The sequence below is a fragment of the Streptomyces sp. NPDC088730 genome (assembly GCF_044751215.1).
In the GTDB taxonomy this organism is placed as follows: Bacteria; Actinomycetota; Actinomycetes; order Streptomycetales; family Streptomycetaceae; genus Streptomyces.
Genome location: NZ_JBIVLK010000001.1, coordinates 811,433 through 829,829, shown reverse-complemented (window position 1 = coordinate 829,829; position 18,397 = coordinate 811,433). Strand labels below are relative to the sequence as shown.

Sequence of the window (18,397 nt, the reverse complement as noted above, 5' to 3'; positions counted from 1 at the left end):
CTGGGCCGCCTTGGTAGTGAAATGACTACGGAGAGGCACGATCGTGTGCAGAGAAGCCGATCCCCTGAGCGGACGACCTCACCCCGCACCCGCCCCCGGCACCCTCATGGTGGACATAGGCCGAGGCAACCAAGTGGGCGAGTTCCGGGGCCTCGCCGGCCCGTACTGGTCGCTGCGGCCGGTCTGCGGCGGGCAGGAATGGGAGGCCGAGCCGGAGCACGTACGGCGCGCGGACCCCATAGAGCGGCTGCGCGCCGAGAACGCGCGGTGCAACGCACGGAGCCGGGGTGAGGTGCTGTGAGAGTCCCGGCGCACGACCTGGACGCCGAGTTGCACCGCATCGCATCGGACCCCGAGACCCGCGCAGTGTTCCGCACCGAGCTGGACCGCGCGTTGGCCGAACACGTGGCGAAAGAAGCCGAGTTGACGGCCTTCGCCGAAGCGGCGGCGGAGGCGCTGCAAGTGTTGGTCCGGCTCCCGACCCGGGAGCCCGCCGCGTGAACGGCGTCCCCTACGCGGCGGAGATCACCGCGACGGCCGGCGGGAGGCCCGTCTCCCTCGGCCGGGCCACCCTGCCGAACCGCCGGCTCGCACTCCGGTGGCTCCGGCGGCAGGCGCACCGGCTCGCGAACGGGCTCGGTGCCTCCGAGTCCCCGTCGTCGATCAGCTTTCGTGGCCAAGCCGTTCCGGACGGGCTGCGGGCCTGGGCGGAGGACCCGGACCAGCAGGAGCACGCGATGGAGCGGCTGGCGGCCGGGGGCCCCGATCTGCTCACCGTGCTCGACCCGGCCGCCGGGCTGCTGGTGACGCTCGCCGGGTGGCCCGTCCGGCAACGCCGCGCCGTAGCCGGGTACGGCGCTCCCGAGCCCCCACCCCACCCGTACCCGCGCGCTGCCGCGCGTCGCGCGGGCCGCGCCCCACATCCCCTCAGCCGGAGGCCGTACGGTGATCCACTGCAATTCCCGCGTCTGTCCGCCCTGGTTCGAGACCACGCAGGCTCATCAGCAGTCGGGGAGCCCCGGACTCCCCGACTCGCTGGTCTGCGAACTGGCCCACGGGCATTCGGACGAGCACGCCGGTCATCTGGAGGACATGGGGCGCGGCACCTTTGACGTATGGGTGCGCTGGAACGGTGACGCATTCACCTACGTCTGTGCCGCGCCGTGCGAGATGGTGGACCCTGTCCTCGCTCCCCACCTGCGACAGGCCTGCATGCTGTTCGTCGGCCACGCGCCGGGCCACTCCTGGGAGTTCGAGGACCTCCTGCACGACTGAAGGCCACCTCTCAGAGAACAGCCGCGACTGTCCGGCCGGAATTGGAAGGGGCGTGGCTCGAATTCGGCCGCGCCGTCATATGCGATTACTGAAGGTCCGCCGAAGTTACGGGTATTGGCGGTTTGCGTGCGGTGGAGCGGTGGCAGGCTCCACGGGGCGACCGGAGTATCCGCTGCCTTCGCGTTCCGCTTGATCTACGTATGCAGGACAGGGTATTGAACTACGGCCGACGTCCGGGAAGGCGCGGCCCGAGGAGTCTGGAGAGACACCATGACGCTGAGCCGGGTCGATATCGTGGCGGTTGACGAGGGCGCGGCTTTCTGGGAAGACCGGACGGCCCTCCTCACCGGTCTCCAGGAGAATCCACCACGGGTTCCCGCCCACTTCGGGTACGACGCGCTCGGCTCGGACTTATTCGAGTTGATCACCGAGTTACCCGACTACTACCTCACTCGGGTCGAGCACGGGCTGCTGAAGCGTCACGCCGGGGAGATCGCCGACCTGATCGGCTGCGGTCTGATCGCGGAGCTGGGGAGCGGGAGCGCGAAGAAGACGCGACTGCTGTTGGCGGCTTGCGCCGACCGTCGGCCGACTTCCTACCTGCCGATCGATGTCAGCCGCGAGATGCTGGAGAGCAGTGGGCGCGATCTGACCGCCGAGCTGCCCGGCCTGCGGGTACAGGGGCTGTGGGGCCGGTACGAAGCGGGGCTGGCCTGGCTGCGGGACAGCAAGCCCGAACCAGTGGCGGTGTCATTCCTCGGAAGCAATCTCGGCAATATGCCACTTGATGAGCGTGACAGGCTGCTCTCCGAAATCATCGGCACGCTTCGGCCCGGTGACGGATTCCTGGTCTCGGTCGATCTTCTGAAGCCTGCTCAGGTACTCGAAGCCGCTTACAACGATCCGGTCGGGCGATCGCCCTTCACACGGTTCCGGCTCAATCATCTGGATCATCTCAATCGGCGTTTCGGTGGTAACTTCGACTCGCGGATTTTCTCCGCTCGGGCACACTTCGACGCCGATACCGGGACCGTCGACGCACGTGTCTATGCGACCGAGGACCACTCCGTCGCATTCCGTGATCTTGGTCTTGAGCTGAACCTGCGGCGTGGTGATTCGCTCAATGTCGGCCTGTCCCACAAGTTCCGGCGTGAGCAGTTCGTGGCCGACGTCGTCGCACGCGGTCTCGATCTGCGCGCGCAGTGGACCGACGAGGAGTGGCAGTACGGCATCTTCCTCTTCACACGCTCAGATGAACGCGGTGAGGCAGCCAATGCGCTCTGACACGAGAGAGGCCGCTTCCCGCGATTCACGGATCACACCATGTGGTTACTGAGATCTCCTGGGGTGTACCGGCCCCAGACGGATACGTGGTTGCTGATCCAGGCCTTGAATGACGCCGGAATCCCCAGTGGCGCACGTGTTCTGGACATGTGCACCGGTACCGGTGCGTTGGCCATCGCCGCGGCCGTCGTGGGAGCGGGGCACGTCACGGCGTTGGACATCTCGCTCCGTGCCACGTTGACGGCCCGGTTCAACGCCCGGGTACGCGGGCTCCCGGTCCGGGTCGAGCGCCGGGACGCGATGACATTCCGTGCGCCCCGGCAATTCGACGTGATACTGGCCAACCCGCCCTACGTACCGTCCCCTCAGGGGGATCTTCCCCGGAGCGGATCGCGCAGGGCATGGGACGCCGCGCGTGACGGACGGGCCCTGCTCGATCCGCTGTGCGTCAACGCCTCCGGGATGCTTTCCAGCGGCGGCATGCTGTTGATCGTCCACTCCGCCGTGTGCGGAGTGGAGACCACCGTGGACCTTCTGCACAAGGCAGGACTGAAGGCCGCGGTAGTGGCCCGGCGGACAGTACCGTTCGGCCCGGTCATGAACGGCCGGATCTCATTCCTGGAACAGCAGGGACTCATCAAGGCGGGACAACGCCACGAGGAACTGGTGGTGATCCGTGGAGACCGGCGCGACGACCAGCCCTAGTGCCGTTCCGGAGCCGGACAAGGCACTCGGCCCCCGAGACCGGGACCGCAGGCGGATCACTCTCGTTCCCGGTGGACCGCTTCTCGTCGAAGGCCCCGTCGAGGTGGTGGGCAGAGACGGTGAGGTCGTCGTCTCGGATCGATTCGTGGTCGCCCTGTGCGTGTGCCGGCGCAGCCGGCGGTACCCCTTCTGTGACACCAGCCACCGCCGACGCGTCCGCCAGGACGCCGACAGCCGGGCCCCGGAGTCAGACCCCGGCTGACTGTTCGGGCAACGCCCGGCGCAGCGAAGTCGTTCCGGTGCGCCAGGCGGCGAGCAGGTGCGCGGCGAGCCTGCTCTCCAGCAGCTCGGTGGCCTCGACACCGAACACCACGTCCCCGGCGAGGTGGGGTTCCCGTCCGAGCAAGTCACCGATGACATCACGACGCAGTACCTGTTCGTGCACGGCGTCGGCCTCGATGTGCTCGGTGAAGAAGAGTACGCACTGCGGTCCCGCGCCCAGCCGTTCCAACGCTTGGGCGATCCGCTGCGCGCTCGGGGCGGTGGTGATCTCGGCCGCCGCGAAGTGACCGACCAGAGCGCCGCGCAGCCTCCGGTGCAGCCCGAACATCGACATCAGATTCACGATCGCGAGCGCGGGTGCCGGTACGTCGTCCAGGTAGTGCAGGTAGTCGGAGGAGAGGCCGGCGCCGGCCAGGAGGTCGGCGAACAGCTGGGAGTGCGCCCTCTCGGCAAGGCCACCGCCGAACTCATCGAACTCGACCGCCACCAAGGACGCCTTGGCCTGTCCCTGAAGACGGGGAATCACCCAGGCGTGCGGGTCGGCCTCCTTCAGGTGGTACACCGAACGGTGCGCGAAGTACTCACGCATCTGTTCCCAGTCCGCGGAGTCCCGGAGGTAGTGCGAGACCCCGTCACCGGGCACCGTCTCCACCAGCAACCCATCCAGTACGGCGGCGACATCGGTACCACCGCCCGTGTCCGAGCGCAGAGCCGTCGCGAACACCCGCTCCATCGCCGCCCGCAGCCGGAGCAGCTCCGGGTCCCACTCCCACAGCGGATCGACACCGGCGAAGCCCCGGTAGTGCAGTTCGTAGCAGACGTGCAGGGCCAGTGTCAGATCCTCACCGTAGGGATCGGTCCCCTCCAGCGCGTGCAGTGCAAACGGTTCCGGGGCCGGGGGCCGCGCCAGCGCGGTGACGACGGTCGCGGACAGCGGTCCCCTGGGGGCGGGTAACGCGTGGGCGAGGGACTGCGCGTCTGCGGTGACAGCGATGACGGTCATCGGCTCTCCAAGTCGGTCGAACGCATGGATGCCATATTCACGGGCGCTGAAGGCATTCTCGCCCACCGGGGCACGCACGGCCAGACGCTCTCAGGCCAGCCGGTCCGTGGCACACGGCCGGGCAGGGGACTACGTGGTCAGTTGGCCGAAAGCGGCGCACGCGTGGTCGCTCAGTCACCCGGGACGGCCGGTCCCGCCCCCGCTGCCGTACGGAAGCCGACGGTGTCAGAGTCGGTCCGTACGATCGCAGCGAATCTCTCGATCAGCCAGGCCGAGAGGCCGACAGTGGGTGCGGGATCGCCACCCGCTCCCAAGGGAGGGTTCTTCCCATGACCGCACAGCCCGCACGCCTTGAGCGCATCGGTCCGGAGACCGACTCCGTCGTGGACGTCTCGCCGTTCAAGCCTCCTCTCGTCAGAGCGGTTTTCAGGGACGTGACCCCGATGCACGTCTCCCGGTCGGCCACGTGGGCCGCCGCGTCGGTGACGCGGACCGTGCTGACGGAGGTCATCACCGCCGCGAGGCGAGCTGCGGCGGCGGAGGCACGGAAGAAGCTGATACCCAGGGACCTTCTCTCGGCGATCGACCGGAACGTCGAGCTGGAGGTGGGCGGCAAGTGGTACGACCACAGCCCGACGTTCAAAGGCCTGAACGGTGTCATGTACGACGCCGAAGGTGTCATCGTGCCCCCTCGCAAGCGCAGCAGGACGCGCAGGCCGAGCGGTGTGGCAGGCGCCCACAGGTTCGAGGCCGGGGTCAGGCAACTGCTGCGGAACCAGGGAGTGACGGCCGTCCCCGCGATGGTCCGCGACCTGGACGGGATAGCGAGCGTGTTCCTGACGGACCTCGCCCGGGACGCAGCCATGGTCGTCCGCGAGGGCGGGGTCACCCGCTTCGGCACGGTCACCCTCGTGACATCGGACGAACCGGACCCGTCCCCGTCCCCGTCCCCGTCCCTCCAGGATTCCCTCCGGGCCCTGTCCACCCGCCGAGGGGACGCGCGGACCATCGGCGGGGACGATGTCCTGGCCGCCACCACGATTCAGTTGTTCGGCGACATCCGGCAGCAAGCCCTCGCCGAGGCACGCGGGGCGACGCAGTCGTACAGCTCCACGCAGCTGATCGCAGGACCGCCGGTGGAGGAAGAAGTCGTCGACCGCCCGCCGGTACGGGAAATCGACCGGCGGGGCTGATCGGGCAACGGGCTTCCGGCCGGGACCGCAACTCCGTTCAACCGGCGGCTCCATGGAAAGAGAGGATGCCTAATGGAACGGATCGGGGCTTCACCGGACCTCGATTCGAGCGAACATCGCCCCGTCCCGGACGGGGCTACTTCACGTCCACGTAGTCTACCGCGGAGGTGACCGCCGGAGTCGTCGGGGTGCCGGCGAAGGAGTAGCGGAAGTAGCCGTCCGCCGTGGCCTTCGTCGTCGTCCTCAGGTTGCCCTTGCTGTCCGTCGTCACGGTCTTGAGGGTCTTGTAGGTGCTCGTGCCCTTCTTCTTGAACTGGAGCTTCACCGGCTGCTTCGTGTAGCCCGCGTACGTGTAGGTCACCCAGTTGGCGCGGGTCAGGGCGCCCGTGACGGTGATCGTCCTGTTCTTCTTCACCGGCTCCGGCGAGGCGTTGACCGTCAGCCTGGAGTTGCGCAGGACCTTGGCCTTGGCGGCGGCATCCCTGCCGATGTAGTCACCGTCGTTGGCCATCGCGATGGCGCGCACGGTCCAGGTCCCGGCCGTGCTGTTGTCCTGGGGTTCGATGCGCGGGTTCATCGTCATCGCGTAGGTGCAGGTGGTCGTGGTGAAGCTCTGGCGCACGCACTTGCCCCGGATGTCGTCGGGAAGCACGAGACCGTAGGCGTCGCCGTTCGGGAGGGGCGTGTGCCACATGGTCGGGAAGGTCTTCCCGACTTCGATGCCCGAGTCGTCCGTGGCGGTCACCGCGATGGTGAACCTCTTCACGTTCGTGGTCCCCAGGACGATGTTCTTCCCGCCGTTGACGACCACTTTCGTGATCTTGATGTCGCCCGAGACCTCGTCCGCCCGCGCGGCCCCCGGAAGCGCGAGCGCGGACAGGGCGAGTGCCCCGGCGAAGACTGTCTAGGTGGTGCGGTGACGCATGAAAGCGGTCCCCTGTGTTCCGGCGCCGCAGGAACCCCTGGGCGCAGCTGACCGAGCCCACCCGGCACGCGGATGGCAGGGGTATGACCACCGGGCCACGACAATGGTTGAGCCCCGGTGCCCCGGTGCGAGCACCGTGTTCCAACTCCCCTCCGGCCCGGACGAACGCCGTCGACCGGGTCCGCGCCCCTCCGGGATGTGTTACACAGGGGATAATCAGAGGGGTAATTTGCAGCAGCTCAAGCTCGGAATCGTCTCGCAGGCCCGTAAAGAGAACGAACACCGTCTGCCGATCCACCCGGCGCACTTCGAACGCATCGACGCCGACCTCCGCCCCAGCATCTTTCTCCAGACCGGATACGGAGAGCACTTCGGTGTCCCGGACTCCCGGCTCGCACCGCACGTAGCCGGTTTCCGCTCGCGCGAGGAGCTGATCGCGGAGAGCGATGTCATCCTGCTGGCCAAACCGCTGCACGAGGACGTGGCGGAGCTGCGGGACGGGCAGGTGCTGTGGGGGTGGCCGCACTGCGTGCAGGACGAGAAGGTCACGCAGGCCGCCATCGACCGCAGGCTCACCGTGATCGCCTTCGAGGCGATGCACCACTGGACCCCGAAGGGCGGGTTCAACCTGCACGTCTTCCACAAGAACAACGAGCTGGCCGGCTACTCGTCGGTGCTGCACGCCATGCAGCTGACCGGGGCGACCGGTGACTACGGGCGCCGGCGGCGGGCGGCGGTGATCGGCTTCGGAGCCACCGCCCGCGGCGCGGTGACCGCGCTCAGCGCGCTGGGCGTGCACGACGTGGACGTGCTCACCGCCCGCGGCACCACCGCCGTCAGCTCACCGATCCACTCGGCGCGGATCGTGCGCTTCGACCACGACGTGGCCGACGACACCCTCGACCCGCGGCGCAGCGTCGCGCTCACCGAGGACGGTCCGGAGCCGCTGGCCGAGTTCCTGGCCGGGCACGACATCATCGTCAACTGCGTGCTCCAGGACACCGCCGCGCCGCTGATGTTCCTGATACAGGAGGACCTGCCGAAGCTCGCACCCGACACCCTTGTCATCGACGTCTCCTGCGACGAGGGCATGGGGTTCGCCTGGGCCCGGCCCACGACCTTCAACGAGCCGATGTTCACCGTCGGCGACAACGTCCACTACTACGCCGTGGACCACAGCCCCTCCTACCTGTGGGACGCGGCTACCTGGGAGAACAGCGAGGCGCTGATCCCGTTCCTGCGGACGGTCCTCGAAGGGCCGGACGGCTGGGACGCCGACCGCACCATCAGCCGGGCGATCGAGATCCGCGGCGGCACCGTCCAGAACCCCGCGGTCCTGGCCTTCCAGCACCGCGCCGAGCAGTACCCGCACGCGCTGCTCTGAACCGGTGCGGCCCGGTCGGCGGCAGACCCACGCCGGGTACGCCGCCGACCGGCCGCCCAGGCCGGTTGACGCGCCCCAACGCCCCACCGCCCATAACCTGTTCCCCGTGAACGAGATGCCGCAGGATCACCGGCCGGTCAAGTCCGTACGAGTGCTGCTCGCAGAGGACCAGGGGATGATGCGGGGCGCGCTCGCCCTGCTGCTCGGGCTCGAACCGGACATCGAGGTGGTCGCCCAGGTCGGGGCCGGGGACGAGATCGTGGCGGCGGCCGTCACCTCGCGGCCCGATGTGGCGTTGCTGGACATCGAGCTGCCGGGGCGCAGCGGTCTGGACGCGGCCGCCGATCTCCGCGAGGAGGTGCCGGACTGCCGGGTGCTGATCCTCACCACGTTCGGGCGGCCCGGGTATCTGCGGCGGGCGATGGAGGCGGGGGCGGCGGGGTTCCTGGTGAAGGACGGGCCGGTCGAGGACCTGGCGGCGGCGATCCGGCGGGTGCTGGCCGGGGAGACCGTCATCGACCCGGCGCTGGCCGCCGCCGCGCTGAGCGCCGGCCCCAGTCCGCTGACCGCCCGGGAGCGCGATGCGCTGATGGCCTCGGTGGACGGGGCGACGGTCGCGGACATCGCGGCGAAGCTGCACCTGTCGGAGTCGACGGTGCGCAACTACCTCTCGTCCGCGATCGGCAAGACCGCCACCCGTAACCGGATGGAGGCGGTCCGGGCAGCGCGGCAGCAGGGCTGGCTCTGAGGGCCGGTCCGGGGAGGACCGTGCAGCGCTGTACGGTCCTCCCCGGTCCGTGCAGCGCTTTACGGACGACCGGTGGCGCGGCGGCCGGAGAGTCATCAGCCGCACGCCGCCCAGCAGGACCGACCCCGACGTCCGGAAGGCCAGGGCGTGGCCGCGGGTGGCACCAGGCCGGTTCCCGTGAGGTCGAAGTCCTTGGCCGTTGCCCACTCGCGGGGGCGGGCGGTCGCCCGGCTGCCCGACCGGCCGTCCGCTCCGGGCCCCCGCGGCGAGCCGGTCACCGGGTGTGACTCGGTACGGAGGGGGCCCGGCACCCGGCTGGTGGCGCCACGACGGACCGTTCAGGCGGCCTGCAGTCCCTTGCCTTGCTCGGAGGCCGTCTTCGGGGAGCTGACGGGGAAGATCGTCGTGTGCTCCCCGAGCAGCGCGTCGGCGATGCTCAGGGCCTGCGGCACGTCACGGGTGCCGGTCATGACGCACAGGGTGTAGGCGGCGTCCTCGACGGCTCCCGCCGTGGAGTCCGTGGGGAAGCGGTCGTCGTGGATGCGGGCGTCCGCATAGCGGGCCAGGGCTACACGCAGGTCCTGCGGGCTGGGGTTCAGCACGGTGAAGTACTCCTCGTAGTCCGGTGTCGGGGCAGTGCCCCGGGCGAGAGACCGCCTGTCGTGGGATACCCGCTGCTGTCCGGCTGTGTGGATGCTCAGCGGCGCACGCGCCATTGCGAGACCCATTGCTCGCATGCCCCTGAACGCACCCGTCAATCAGGCGACTTGAAATTTCTTCGCGCGTGCGGCCCGGCACACATGCCCGCCTGCCGCCTGACGCCTGACGCCCCTGTGGTTCGGGTGAGGGAGATCAGGGCGACGATGCTCCTGCCGCCCGGGTGGACGGTGACGGACCCCTGTCTGGCGAGCCGGCGCACCCGGGCCCAGCCGTAGCCCCCGGTGCGGGGGTTCTGCAACGCCCTCAGTGCTGTACGGACGACCGGTGGCGCGGGAGCCAGAAGATCATCAGCAGCAGGCCGCCCAGCAGGACGGAGCCCGACGTCCGGAAGGCCAGGGCGTAGCCGGCCGTGAGGTCCGCCGGGCCCGTTCCGCCGTCCGTGCGGGCGGCGGCGACGGTCGAGAGCACGGCCAGGCCGAGCGCGCCGCCCATCGTCCGGGAGGTGTTGACGATCCCGGAGACCAGTCCGGCCTCGCCGGTGGCCGCGCCCGAGATGGCCAGCGAGGCGAGCGGGGTGGCCGCGAGGCCGGTGCCGGCCATCATCAGCACGCCGGGCAGGCAGATCGAGGTCAGGTAGTCGCCGTCGGCGGTCATCGTGGACTGCCAGCCGAAGCCGGCGGCGGCGACCGCCGTGCCGACGAGTGCCAGGTTCTTCGCTCCGAGCCGGGCCATCAGACGCGGGGCGCACTTGGAGCCGACGACGACGGCCACCGAGGTCGGCATCAGGGCGAGTCCGGCCTCCAGTGCGGAGTAGCCCAGCACGTTCTGCGCGTACACGGTCATGAAGTACCACATGGAGAACGTGGCCGAGCCGATCACGAACATCGCCACGTTCGCCGAGGCCACCGCCCGTGCACCGAGCACCCGCAGCGGCATCAGCGGTTTCGCCGTACGGGATTCCACCAGGACGAAGAGGGCGAGCAGCGCCACTCCGCCGAGCAGCGGCAGCAGGGTCGCGGCCGCGGTCCAGCCCGACTTCTCCGTCTGCACGATGCCGTAGGCGACGGAGGCGAGACCCGCCGTGACGAGCAGCGCGCCCGGGAAGTCGATCCGGCTCCGCTCGCCGGTCCGGCCCTCGGCCAGGTAGAGCGCGGCGCCGACGAGTACGAGCACGCCGACCGGCACGTTGATCAGCAGGACCCACCGCCAGGAGAGCGCGTCGGTGAGCACCCCGCCGATCAGTCCGCCGGCCGCGCCGCCGCCCGCGCCGACCGCCATCCAGGTGCCGATGGCCCTGGCCCGTGCCGGCCCCTCGGGGACGGCCGCGGTGAGCAGGGTGAGGGTCGCGGGGGCGAGCACCGCTGCGCCGAGCCCTTGCGCGGCGCGGGCGGCGAGCAGCTGCCAGCCCTCCTGGGCGAGGCCGCCGGCCAGCGAGGCGGCGGTGAACAGGCCGAGGCCGACCAGGAACATCAGCTTGCGGCCGTACAGGTCGGCGGCCCGCCCGCCGAGCAGCATGAATCCGGCGAACGCGATGGAGTAGGCGTTGAGCACCCACTGGAGCCCGGCGGTGCTCAGCCCCAGGTCCGTGCGCATGGAGGGGAGGGCGACGTTGACGACGGACACGTCGAGGACGACGAGGAACTGGCCGACGCAGGCGGCGAGCACCACCGCCCAGGTGCGGGTTCGGGTGCGGCCGGTACGGCGTGTGGGCGTCGAGACGTCAACCATGGCGTCATACTCGCAGCCGCCCCGCACCCCGTACATCGGTTTCCGGACCGTACCGGCCTCGGTCCGGCGGAGTAGGCCCGGGGCCCGGGTGGTCCAGCGGTGTCAGCGGCACAGGAGTGTCACCACGGCGGCGCCGCCGAGCCCGATGTTGTGGGCGAGCGCGGTGCGGGCGTCCGGCACCTGGCGGGCGCCGGCCTCGCCCCTGAGCTGCCAGGTGAGTTCGGCGGCCTGGGCGATTCCGGTGGCGCCGAGCGGGTGCCCCTTGGAGATCAGTCCCCCCGAGGGGTTGACCACCCAGCGGCCGCCGTGGGTGGTGGCGCCGGACTCGACGAGCGGGCCGGACTCGCCCTCGCCGCACAGCCCGAGCGCCTCGTAGGTGAGGAGTTCGTTGATGGAGAAGCAGTCGTGGAGTTCGATGACGTCGAGGTCTTCGGCGCCGATGCCCGCGCTCTCGTACACCTGACGGGCCGCCTCCCGCGACATGGGCAGTCCGACCGCGTCGATGCAGGTGCCGGAGGCGAAGGAGTCCTCGGTGTCGGTCGTCATGGCCTGGGCGGCGATCTCGACGGCCCGGTCACCGAGGCCGTGCTCCTCGACGAAGCGTTCGGAGACGACGACGGCGGCCGCTGCCCCGTCGGACGTCGGTGAGCACTGGAGCCGGGTCAGCGGGTGGTGGATCGGTTTGGCGGCGAGGACTTCGCCGACCGTGTACGGGTCCTGGAACTGAGCGTACGGATTGCCCGTCGAGTGGCGGTGGTTCTTCGCGGCGACGGCGGCGAGCTGCGCCTCGGTCGTGCCGTACCTCTTCATGTGCTCGCGGGCCGCGTTGCCGAAGATCTGGGCGGTGGGCGGGGTCATCTCGAAGCCGTGGGCGGCGGCCATGATCCCGTAGTGCCGGGCGACCGGGGACGTCTTGAAATCACCCGCGCCGCCGTCGGAGCCACCGCCGCCGAGTGATCCGCGCGCCATCTTCTCGAAGCCGAGCGCGAGGACGCAGTCGCTGCCGCCGCCCTCGACGAACTGCCGGGCCATCATCAGCGCGGTGGAGCCGGTGGCGCAGTTGTTGTTGACGTTGTAGACGGGTATCCCGGTCAGTCCGAGTCCGTACACGGCCCGCTGGCCGGCGGTGGAGGCCTGGAAGCAGTAGCCGACGGCCGCCTGCTGGATGTCCTCGTACCCGACACCGGCGTCGGTGAGCGCCGCCGTGCCGGCCTCCTTCGCCATGTCCCAGTACTGCCAGTCGCGGCTCTCCGGCTTCTCGAACTTCGTCATGCCGACGCCGACGATGTATGACCTCATGACGGATTCCCTTCAGTCCCTGGGCAGGCCGAGGATGCGCTCGGCGACGACGTTGAGCTGAACCTGGGTGGTGCCGCCCGCGATGGTCAGGCAGCGGGACATCAGGAATCCGTGCACCGCCCGCTCCCCGGCTCCCTCGGCCACCGCGCCCGCGGGGCCGAGGAGTTCGAGGGTGAGCTCGGCGACCTTCTGCTGGTGGGCGGTCTGGATGAGTTTGCGTACGGAGGCGCCCGCGCCCGGCTCCAGTCCCGAGACCTGTTGCAGCGTGGTGCGCAGCCCGATGCAGGCCAGTGCGTGGGCCTCTGCGGCGAGTGCTCCGATCCGGGCCCGGCAGGCGCCGTCGAGTCCGGCGGAGCGGTCGATCAGGGCTTCGAGTCCGGTGTCGAAGGACATCTGGTCGGCCATGTGGACGCGTTCGTTGCCCAGGGTGTTGCGGGCCACCCGCCAGCCGCCGTCGGCCTCGCCCACCAGCGCGTCGGCGGGCAGGATCACGTCGTCGAAGTAGACCTCGTTGAAGAGGGAGTCGCCGGTGATCTCCTTGAGCGGGCGGATGTCGATGCCCTCGGTGTTCTTCATGTCGACCAGGAAGTAGCCGAGCCCCCGGTGCTTGGGCGCGTCCGGGTCCGTCCTGGCGAGCAGGATGCCGTGGTCGGCCCACTGGGCGGCGCTCGTCCACACCTTCTGGCCGTTGATCCGCCAGCCCTCGGGGACCCGTTCGGCGCGGGTGCGCAGCGAGGCGAGGTCGGAGCCGGCGCCGGGTTCGGAGAACAGCTGGCACCACTGGAGTTCGCCGCGCAGGGTGGGCAGGAGGTAGCGGTCCTGCTGCTCGGGCGTGCCGTGCGCGATGAGTGAGGGCACCACCCAGGTGGCGATGGAGAGGTCGCTGAGCTTCACCCCCTGTTCGCGCAACTCCTGTTGTACGGCGAGCTGTTGTACGGGTCCGGCGTCCAGCCCGTAGGGCGCGGGCAGGTGCGGCGCGGCGTAGCCGGTGGGTGCGAGGGCGCTGCGGGCGGCCTTGGGGTCCAGGCCCCGGACGGCGGCGACGGCCTCGCGGGCCGCCGCGCGGTGCGCTTCGGCCTCCGGCGGCAGCTCCAGGGTGAGGCCGCGGCGGGCCCCGGCGGCGGCGAGCCGGACGGCGCGCTGGCGGTGGACGTCGCCGGAGCCCAGCAGCTGCCGTGCGACCAGTGCGCGGCGCAGGTAGAGGTGGGCGTCGTGCTCCCAGGTGAAGCCGATGCCGCCGAGGATCTGGATGGCGTCCTTGGCGCAGGTGTACGCCGCGTCCAGGGCGGCCGACGCGGCGAGGGCCGCGGTCATGGCCCGTGTCTCCGGGGGTTCGGTGGCCGCGCGGGCGGCGTCCCAGGCCAGCGCGCGGGCCTGCTCGACCCGTACGAGCATGTCCGCGCAGAGGTGTTTGACGCCCTGGAACTGTCCGATGGGGCGGCCGAACTGTTCGCGGACCTTGGCGTGTTCGGTGGCGGTGTCCAGCGAACGGGCCGCGGTGCCGCACGCCTCCGCGGCCAGGAGTACGGCGGCGAGGTCGCGGACGAGTGCGGAGTCGGTGGGCAGCAGCCGCCCGGCGGGGACCAGGACGCCTTCGGCCCGGACCTCCGCGGTGGGCCTGGTCGGGTCGGCGCTGCGGTGCGGGCGGACGGTCAGCCCCCGGGCCGAGGTGTCCACGGCGAACCAGCGGGTGCCGGTGACCGAGGCGGCGGGGAGCAGCAGCAGGTCGGCCCCGTCCGCGGAGAGGACCGGCGGGAGTTCCCCGTCGAGCAGGTGGCCGTCCTCCTGCTCGACGGCGGTGAGGCTGCCGGGGCCGAGTGCGACGGCGCCGATGCGGCGGCCCGACGCGAGGTCCCGTACCAGTTCGTCCGTGCCGGGGGTGCGCGGGTCCGACGCGTGCAGCACGGCAGAGGCGAGGGTGCTCGCCAGGCAGGGGCCGGGGAGCGCGGCGCGGCCCGCCTCTTCGAGGACGACGGCGAGTGCGGGCAGTCCGCCGCCCTCTCCCCCGTACGCCTCGGGCAGATGGATGCCGAGGAGGCCCTGTTCCGCGAGGCCGTCCCAGTATCCGGGGCGTGCGCCGGTGGCAGCGGGGGCGTCCGCGTCAAGAATCTTGCGGATTTCCCCGGGCGGTACGGCGCGGGCGAGCCATCCTCGCACGGCCCGCGCGAGCTCCCTGTGTTCTTCGGTGATTCCGATGCCCATGCGGATCCTCGCCGGTCGCAGCCACTGGAACGGCGCAAGAGTAGAACACGTTTCAATCTGACGGAAGGTCAGATCGGCATCTGTTTCCGGCCGGGCGGCCGGTCATGGCCGCGACCGCGTCCCGTTCGCACCCCGTTCACCGGAATACCTCGGACATGCGGAAGGTTTCACCCTGCACACACTTGGCGGCCGATGCTGCCCGCCCGCACCGCCCGCACGCCTTCCGTCCCTCCCTCTTCCGCTGCCCGGAGGCCGCACGTATGCCACAGACGACGCACGAACAGCAGTCCGCGGAGCTTCCTGATCCGGGGACGTCGAAGACCGGCAAGGGGATCGTCCCCGTGCTCGCCTTCGCGGGTATCACCGTCGCGGTGATGCAGACCCTGCTCGTCCCCGTCATCAAGGACCTGCCCGCCCTTCTCGACACCGACCCGTCCAACGCCACCTGGGTGATGACGGCGACGCTGCTCGCCGGAGCCGTCTCCACGCCGATCATGGGACGGCTCGGGGACCTCAACGGCAAGCGGAAGATGCTGCTGGCGAGCCTCGCCGTCATGGTGATCGGCTCCCTGATATGCGCCTTCACCGATGACCTCGTGATCATGATCGTGGGCCGCGCGCTCCAGGGCTTCGCCATGGGCGCCATCCCGCTGGGCATCGGCATCATGCGCGACGAGCTGCCGCGCGAGAAGCTCGGCTCCGCGATGGCCCTGATGAGTTCCTCGATCGGGGTCGGCGGCGGACTCGCGCTGCCCGCCGCCGCCCTGGTCGCCCAGCACACCGACTGGCACACCCTCTTCTTCGGCTCGGCCGGACTCGGCGTGCTCGCCATGGGGCTGACCGTGCTCGCGGTGCCGGAGCCCGCGCTGCGGGCCCCCGGCCGGTTCGACATGACCGGCGCGCTCGGCCTCTCGGCCGGACTGGTCCTCCTGCTGCTGCCCGTCACCAAGGGCAGCGACTGGGGCTGGACGTCCCCCACCACCCTCGGGCTGGTCGCCGCCGGACTGGTGGTGCTGCTCCTGTGGGGCGTGTTCGAGCTGCGCAGCGAAGCGCCCCTGGTCGACCTGCGGACCACCGCCCGCCGCGAGGTACTGCTCACCAACCTCGCCTCGATCATGGTCGGGGTCGCCTTCTACGCCGTCTCGCTGGTCCTGCCGCAGCTGCTCCAGCTGCCGCTGTCCACCGGCTACGGCCTCGGCCAGTCCATGGTGGTCGCCGGGCTGTGCGTGGCGCCGCTGGGCCTGACGATGATGCTCGTCGCCCCGCTGTACGCCCGGCTGTCCGCCCGGTACGGCCCCAAGGTGTCGCTGATGCTCGGCATGGCGGTCATCGCCATCGGATACGGGGCCGGGCTCGGCCTGATGAACGCCGCCTGGCAGACCGTCGTGATCGCGGTGGTCCTCGGCGCCGGCATCGGGCTCGCCTACTCCTCGCTGCCCGCACTGATCATCGGGGCCGTCGACGCCTCGGAGACGGGCGCGGCGACCGGGCTCAACACCCTGATGCGTTCGATCGGCACCTCGGTGTCGAGCGCGGTGATCGGCATGGTGCTGGCCCACACCTCGACGCGGATGGGGTCTGTCGCGGTGCCCAGCATGCAGGGGTTCCGCACCTCGTTCATGATCGCGACGGGCGCGGTGCTGGCCGGCCTGGTGCTGGCCGCGTTCCTGCCGGCGCAGCGGGCGGCCGCCGCGCCGGTGCTGCTGGCGAGCAGCTCGGGCGACGAGACGGCCCGGCGGTCCGGACTCCCGCTGCCGCTGCCCGGCTCCGGCTTCCGCGGCCGGGTCGTCGACGCGGACGGGGCCCCGGTGGCCGGCGCCAACGTCACCCTGATCGACCGGCAGGGCCGGCAGGCCGGGCTCACCACGACGGACGCGGAGGGCCGGTACGCCCTCGCCGCCCCGGCCGGCGGCAGCTTCGTGCTGGCCGGGTCGGCCGCCGGGTACGCGCCGCGCGCCTACCCGGCGGCGCATCCGGCGAGCGGCCGGCCCGCCGAGACCGATCTGGTGCTGGCGCTCAGCGCACCGGCGCGTCGAACCTCGGTGCCGTCGTGAGCAGATGGGAGACATCCGTCCCCGCCGGGAGCTCCTGCGGCTGTGCGCCGCGGGTGAACAGCCGGGCGGGGCGGGCGCCCTGGACCCGGGCCTGACGCCCGTTGACCCGCAGCCATGAGCCCTCGCGCAGGCCGAGCACCGGGACGTCGTTCTCCTCCAGGAACTCGGTGAGCCGTTCCTCGCGGGTCTCGCCCTTGTGGGTGCTGTCCGGGTCCGGGTCCTGGTAGTGCGGGTTGATCTGGAACGGGACGAGGCCGAGCGTCTCGAAGGACGGCGGCTGCACGATGGGCATGTCGTTGGTGGTGCGCAGGGTGGGCGACGCCATGTTCGTCCCCGCGCTGGCCCCCATGTACGGCAGCCCCTCGCGCACCGCCTCGGTCACGGCGTCGCGCAGCCCGGTCCGGTAGAGCGCGCTGAGCAGCCGGAAGGAGTTGCCGCCGCCGATGAACACGGCGTCGGACGCGGCGAGTTCGGCGACCGGGTCGGCGTTCTCGTGGACGCCGCGGACGCTGATGCCGGCCGGTTCCAGGGCGTCGCGGACCCGGGTGGTGTACGCCGCGTAGTCGGCGAGCGCGTACGGCACGAAGGCGAGGCGGGCCTCCGCGGGCAGGAACGCCCGAACCGTGTCGAGGGCGTGTTCCAGGTAACCGCAGCCGTACTGCGTGGAGTTGGAGAGCAGGAGCAGATTCACGGGGTTCCTCTTGGTTCTCTTGGGTCAGGTCGTGCGGGTGGAGCGTGGGCCGCCGGTCAGGCGGAACGTGGCCCGACTGCCGGTCAGGCCGTCTTGCGGGCGCGGGGTTTGGGGCGCTGGGGTGGATGGGTGAGGCGCCGCTCCAGCAGGTCGGCCGCCTTGCGCAGCGCGTCGAGGCGGTTCTCCGGCGCCCCCTCGAACCTTTCCTTCGCGCCGCCCAGGCTGAGACTTCCGTACGGTTCGCGTCCCAGGAAGACCGGTACGGCAACGGTCGCGATGCCGGCGTCGTACTCGCCGACCGTCCAGGCGTAACCCTGGGCCCGCACCTTCAGCAGCTCCCGCTCCAGCAGATCCGGATCGGTCACCGTCCGTTCCGTGAACCGGGCCATCGGGCGCCCCCGGAAGAGCCGGTGGCGCTGCTCGTCCGGCAGGTAGGCGTAGTACGACTTACTGGTGGCCCCGGCGTGCGCCGGATAGAGCTCACCGACCAGCGGGTAGTAGCGCAGCGGCCCCGTCTCGCCCTCCTCCGCGGCCACGCACCGCATGTGGAAGCTGTCCGGCAGACAGAACAGCACGGTGTCGCCGGTCACCCGGCGCAGCTCCTCCAGGACGGGTCCGGCGAGCAGCTCCAGCGACCCGGAGCGCTCCCAGAGCCTGCCCAGGCGCAGCACGGCGGGGCCGATGCGGTAGCGGCGGGTGGCCGGGTCCGAGACCAGGAAGCCGCGGCCCGCGAGGGTGGCGAGCAGCCGCTGGGCGACCGAGGTGTCCCAGCCGAACTCCTCGGCGACCTCGGTGACGCCCCAGTCGGGTCTGGTCCGCTCGAACGCGAGCAGCACCAGGAGCGCCCGGTCGACGGTTTGCAGGGCCCCGGCCGGGGTCCGCCGGTCCAGATCGTAGTCCGCCATGTGATCTCACCATTCAGACCTGAGTTGCAGATAACGGGAAATGGTTGCGCTCAACGCTA

Annotated in this window: 18 protein-coding genes; 10 read left to right on the top strand and 8 right to left on the bottom strand. The window is 70.8% G+C overall.

The genetic code is table 11. The features are described from left to right. Window positions 1-106 precede the first annotated feature (106 nt). From ACIP89_RS03760 to ACIP89_RS03735, 6 genes are all read left to right on the top strand, one after another. A complete protein-coding gene (locus tag ACIP89_RS03760) occupies window positions 107-301 on the top strand; it encodes a hypothetical protein (protein ID WP_402113479.1) in 195 nt (64 codons plus the stop codon). Further along, the gene (locus ACIP89_RS03755; RefSeq protein ID WP_402112826.1) at window positions 298-501 is read left to right on the top strand and encodes a hypothetical protein; all 204 of its coding nucleotides are present in this window, start codon (window positions 298-300) and stop codon (window positions 499-501) included. Before ACIP89_RS03760 ends, ACIP89_RS03755 begins: the two co-directional genes overlap by 4 nt. A 444-nt stretch (window positions 502-945) precedes the next feature. Beyond that, complete coding sequence (locus ACIP89_RS03750; protein ID WP_402112824.1) at window positions 946-1,275, top strand: hypothetical protein; 330 nt, start codon at window positions 946-948, stop codon at window positions 1,273-1,275. A 270-nt stretch (window positions 1,276-1,545) separates the two neighbouring features. Then, window positions 1,546-2,559, top strand: coding sequence for an L-histidine N(alpha)-methyltransferase (locus tag ACIP89_RS03745; protein WP_402112823.1), 1,014 nt, complete (start codon window positions 1,546-1,548; stop codon window positions 2,557-2,559). A gap of 39 nt (window positions 2,560-2,598) precedes the next feature. After that, window positions 2,599-3,264 carry a HemK2/MTQ2 family protein methyltransferase gene (locus ACIP89_RS03740; protein WP_402112820.1) on the top strand — a complete coding sequence of 222 codons (666 nt, stop codon included), beginning with the start codon at window positions 2,599-2,601 and terminating at the stop codon, window positions 3,262-3,264. After that, a complete protein-coding gene (locus ACIP89_RS03735; protein ID WP_402112817.1) occupies window positions 3,236-3,526 on the top strand; it encodes a CDGSH iron-sulfur domain-containing protein in 291 nt (96 codons plus the stop codon). The genes ACIP89_RS03740 and ACIP89_RS03735 overlap by 29 nt, the downstream gene beginning before the upstream one ends. On the opposite strand, the gene ACIP89_RS03730 is transcribed toward ACIP89_RS03735, so the two are convergent. Then, a complete protein-coding gene (locus ACIP89_RS03730; RefSeq protein WP_402112815.1) occupies window positions 3,512-4,549 on the bottom strand; it encodes an iron-containing redox enzyme family protein in 1,038 nt (345 codons plus the stop codon). The two genes, ACIP89_RS03735 and ACIP89_RS03730, sit on opposite strands and share 15 nt — an antisense overlap. 329 nt (window positions 4,550-4,878) lie before the next feature. Here ACIP89_RS03730 and ACIP89_RS03725 point away from each other — a divergent pair, with 329 nt between their 5' ends. Next, window positions 4,879-5,742 (top strand): hypothetical protein, encoded by an 864-nt coding sequence (locus ACIP89_RS03725; protein WP_402112813.1) that lies wholly within the window; start codon window positions 4,879-4,881, stop codon window positions 5,740-5,742. A gap of 136 nt (window positions 5,743-5,878) precedes the next feature. Here ACIP89_RS03725 and ACIP89_RS03720 read toward each other — a convergent pair whose 3' ends face one another. Beyond that, entirely contained in the window at window positions 5,879-6,622 is a 744-nt protein-coding gene (locus tag ACIP89_RS03720) for a calcium-binding protein (protein WP_401923686.1), read from the bottom strand. Between the two features lie 274 nt (window positions 6,623-6,896). On the opposite strand from ACIP89_RS03720, the gene ACIP89_RS03715 reads away from it, so the two are divergent. After that, entirely contained in the window at window positions 6,897-8,051 is a 1,155-nt protein-coding gene (locus ACIP89_RS03715; RefSeq protein WP_402112810.1) for a N(5)-(carboxyethyl)ornithine synthase, read from the top strand. A gap of 115 nt (window positions 8,052-8,166) precedes the next feature. Next, entirely contained in the window at window positions 8,167-8,799 is a 633-nt protein-coding gene (locus tag ACIP89_RS03710; RefSeq protein WP_389209538.1) for a response regulator, read from the top strand. 338 nt (window positions 8,800-9,137) lie between these two features. Here the strand turns inward: ACIP89_RS03710 and ACIP89_RS03705 are convergent, their stop codons facing one another. The 4 genes from ACIP89_RS03705 to ACIP89_RS03690 form a co-directional block, all read right to left on the bottom strand. Next, window positions 9,138-9,401 carry a DUF5133 domain-containing protein gene (locus tag ACIP89_RS03705; protein ID WP_401921182.1) on the bottom strand — a complete coding sequence of 88 codons (264 nt, stop codon included), beginning with the start codon at window positions 9,399-9,401 and terminating at the stop codon, window positions 9,138-9,140. Between the two features lie 361 nt (window positions 9,402-9,762). Further along, window positions 9,763-11,187 (bottom strand): MFS transporter, encoded by a 1,425-nt coding sequence (locus tag ACIP89_RS03700; RefSeq protein ID WP_401921184.1) that lies wholly within the window; start codon window positions 11,185-11,187, stop codon window positions 9,763-9,765. Between the two features lie 102 nt (window positions 11,188-11,289). Further along, window positions 11,290-12,486 (bottom strand): lipid-transfer protein, encoded by a 1,197-nt coding sequence (locus tag ACIP89_RS03695; protein ID WP_401921185.1) that lies wholly within the window; start codon window positions 12,484-12,486, stop codon window positions 11,290-11,292. 12 nt (window positions 12,487-12,498) lie between these two features. Further along, window positions 12,499-14,688: an acyl-CoA dehydrogenase gene (locus ACIP89_RS03690; RefSeq protein ID WP_402112809.1), complete on the bottom strand. Its 2,190-nt coding sequence runs from the start codon at window positions 14,686-14,688 to the stop codon at window positions 12,499-12,501. Between the two features lie 260 nt (window positions 14,689-14,948). Here ACIP89_RS03690 and ACIP89_RS03685 point away from each other — a divergent pair, with 260 nt between their 5' ends. Beyond that, complete coding sequence (locus ACIP89_RS03685; RefSeq protein ID WP_401921187.1) at window positions 14,949-16,742, top strand: MFS transporter; 1,794 nt, start codon at window positions 14,949-14,951, stop codon at window positions 16,740-16,742. Here ACIP89_RS03685 and pepE read toward each other — a convergent pair. Both pepE and ACIP89_RS03675 read right to left on the bottom strand, forming a co-directional pair. Next, a complete protein-coding gene (gene pepE, locus ACIP89_RS03680; RefSeq protein ID WP_401921188.1) occupies window positions 16,705-17,433 on the bottom strand; it encodes a dipeptidase PepE in 729 nt (242 codons plus the stop codon). The genes ACIP89_RS03685 and pepE overlap by 38 nt on opposite strands. Window positions 17,434-17,516: 83 nt before the next feature. Then, the gene (locus ACIP89_RS03675; RefSeq protein ID WP_401921190.1) at window positions 17,517-18,338 is read right to left on the bottom strand and encodes an IclR family transcriptional regulator; all 822 of its coding nucleotides are present in this window, start codon (window positions 18,336-18,338) and stop codon (window positions 17,517-17,519) included. Between the last annotated feature and the right edge of the window lie 59 nt (window positions 18,339-18,397).

Excerpts from the sequence above, each read along its gene's own strand:
- ACIP89_RS03760 (WP_402113479.1), top strand. The coding sequence starts at position 107 with ATGGTGGACATAGGCCGAGGCAACCAAGTGGGCGAGTTCCGGGGCCTC.
- ACIP89_RS03745 (WP_402112823.1), top strand. The coding sequence starts at position 1,546 with ATGACGCTGAGCCGGGTCGATATCGTGGCGGTTGACGAGGGCGCGGCT.
- ACIP89_RS03740 (WP_402112820.1), top strand. The coding sequence starts at position 2,599 with ATGTGGTTACTGAGATCTCCTGGGGTGTACCGGCCCCAGACGGATACG.
- ACIP89_RS03730 (WP_402112815.1), bottom strand. The coding sequence starts at position 4,549 with ATGACCGTCATCGCTGTCACCGCAGACGCGCAGTCCCTCGCCCACGCG.
- ACIP89_RS03725 (WP_402112813.1), top strand. The coding sequence starts at position 4,879 with ATGACCGCACAGCCCGCACGCCTTGAGCGCATCGGTCCGGAGACCGAC.
- ACIP89_RS03710 (WP_389209538.1), top strand. The coding sequence starts at position 8,167 with ATGCCGCAGGATCACCGGCCGGTCAAGTCCGTACGAGTGCTGCTCGCA.
- ACIP89_RS03700 (WP_401921184.1), bottom strand. The coding sequence starts at position 11,187 with ATGGTTGACGTCTCGACGCCCACACGCCGTACCGGCCGCACCCGAACC.
- ACIP89_RS03695 (WP_401921185.1), bottom strand. The coding sequence starts at position 12,486 with ATGAGGTCATACATCGTCGGCGTCGGCATGACGAAGTTCGAGAAGCCG.
- ACIP89_RS03690 (WP_402112809.1), bottom strand. The coding sequence starts at position 14,688 with ATGGGCATCGGAATCACCGAAGAACACAGGGAGCTCGCGCGGGCCGTG.
- ACIP89_RS03685 (WP_401921187.1), top strand. The coding sequence starts at position 14,949 with ATGCCACAGACGACGCACGAACAGCAGTCCGCGGAGCTTCCTGATCCG.
- ACIP89_RS03675 (WP_401921190.1), bottom strand. The coding sequence starts at position 18,338 with ATGGCGGACTACGATCTGGACCGGCGGACCCCGGCCGGGGCCCTGCAA.